Source organism: Roseateles sp. P5_B10 (assembly GCF_056400485.1).
In genome coordinates this window covers 1-595 of record NZ_JBFULE010001614.1, presented here as the reverse complement: position 1 = coordinate 595, position 595 = coordinate 1, and the positions used below count along the sequence as shown (strand labels likewise).

Annotated in this window: 1 protein-coding gene; it reads right to left on the bottom strand. The window is 63.8% G+C overall.

Going from position 1 to position 595, the window contains the following annotated elements:
* Window positions 1-146: 146 nt before the first annotated feature.
* Window positions 147-595, bottom strand: a 449-nt coding sequence (locus tag AC1DU6_RS34905) for a glutathione S-transferase C-terminal domain-containing protein (RefSeq protein ID WP_477863113.1), incomplete at its 5' end; no start/stop codon positions are given.

Sequence of the window (595 nt, the reverse complement as noted above, 5' to 3'; positions counted from 1 at the left end):
TCCTTGCGATTTATCCATGTACGACAGTCAACCCGGTCAGGGTGCAATACGGTCTGTAGACCCCGCGGCCGCTATGGAACCGGTTTTGCCGGGCCACTGACGGCGCCCCCTCGAGGGGGAAGCGCACAGCGCTTCGGGGTGGGCAATCAACGGCGCATGACCTTTTCCGAGGGCGTCAGCGCCTCGATGTAGGCCGGGCGGCTGAAGATGCGCTCGGCGTACTTGAGCAGCGGCAGCGCGTTCTTGGACATGTCGATGCCGTAGTAGTCCAGGCGCCACAGCAGCGGCGCGATGGCCACGTCGAGCATCGAGAAGTCGTCGCCCAGCATGTACTTGTTCTTCAGGAAGATCGGCGCGAGCTGGGTCAGGCGGTCGCGGATCTGCGAGCGAGCCTTCTCGAGCTGCTTGTCGGTCGCCTTGGTCGTCGTGCCGCGGCCCTCGAGGATGTTCACRTGGGCGAACAGCTCCTTTTCGAAGTTCAGCAGGAACAGTCGAACGCGGGCGCGGGCCACCGGGTCGCCGGGCATCAGCTGCGGGTGCGGGAAGCGCTCGTCGATGTACTCGTTGATGATGTGCGACTCGTACAGGATGAGGT